This is a genomic window from Polynucleobacter sp. 39-46-10 (assembly GCF_002282275.1).
Genome location: NZ_NCJB01000497.1, coordinates 1 through 1,296, shown reverse-complemented (window position 1 = coordinate 1,296; position 1,296 = coordinate 1). Strand labels below are relative to the sequence as shown.

The 1,296-nt window shown below is 48.1% G+C and carries 1 protein-coding gene; it reads left to right on the top strand.

From position 1 onward, the window contains the following. Window positions 1–1,296: 5'-3' exonuclease H3TH domain-containing protein (locus B7X71_RS17130; RefSeq protein ID WP_293601626.1), on the top strand; the 1,296-nt coding region annotated here is incomplete at both ends.

Genomic DNA, 1,296 nt, shown 5'->3' with positions numbered 1-1,296 from the left:
GAACTCAAGGCTGACCATATTGCCTGTGTTTTTGACGCCAAAGGTAAGACTTTCCGGGATGAAATGTACTCTGAGTACAAGGCGCACCGCTCCCCCATGCCTGAAGATTTAGTCAAACAAATTGAGCCGATCCATGCGATGGTCAAGGCCTTAGGCTGGCCAGTACTGATGGTTTCTGGGGTTGAGGCTGATGATGTGATTGGTACCTTGGCTTGCCAAGCTACCCAAGCTGGCTGGGAAACCATTATTTCTACCGGCGACAAAGATTTGGCTCAGTTAGTGAATTCCTCGGTTACCTTGATTAATACGATGACCAATGAGAAGTTGGATATCGATGGTGTTATCGAAAAATTCGGCGTACCTCCAGAGCGCATCGTAGATTACCTGTCGATCATTGGGGATACCGTCGACAACGTACCCGGTGTTCCGAAGGCGGGCCCTAAAACAGCCAACAAATGGTTAGCTGAGTTTGGTGACCTGGATAAATTGATGGCAAATGCCGATCAAGTGAAGGGTGTTGTAGGCGAGAACTTGCGCAATAGTTTGGAGTGGCTTCCACAAGCGCGACAGTTGATTACTGTGAAAACGGATTGCGACTTATCCTCCCATCTTCCAGGCTTGGATGACTTGCACGCAAAACCAGAGGATGCACCGCTTTTGCGTGAACTGTTTGAACGCTACGCATTTAAAACTTGGTTGCGTGATGTGGAGAAGCAGTTGGGCGGAGTGGCTCCTGAAGCTAGCGGCGGTTTTGATTTAGCTGGCAGTCCCATCAAAAATTCTTCGGAAGAAGATGTAAAAGCTGACACCAAGAAGTTTGGCCCTACTGCTACAGAGGCAACAACTGCCTTATCGCAAGAAACAATGGATCTGCAAGGCGCTATTGCCAAACACTATGAGTGTGTGGTGGATGAGGTTGCACTAGACCGCTGGATTAAAAAAATTGAAGGTGCAGAACTAACAGCTGTCGACACAGAAACTACTAGCTTGGATGCGCTAGCTGCTGAGATTGTCGGTATCTCGCTTTGTGTCACCTCTGGAGAGGCCTGCTATATCCCAGTGGCGCACCGTAATGGGGAGGCTCAACTCAGTCGTGAATTAGTCTTAGCCCGCCTGAAGCCTTGGTTGGAAAGCGCTTTGTATTTGAAGGTAGGTCAAAACCTCAAGTACGATAGCCATATATTTGCGAACTACAACATTACTTTGCAGGGCATTGCATTTGACACCATGCTGGAGTCTTATGTACTTGAATCACATATGCCGCACAACATGGATAACTTAGCCGAGCGACACCTC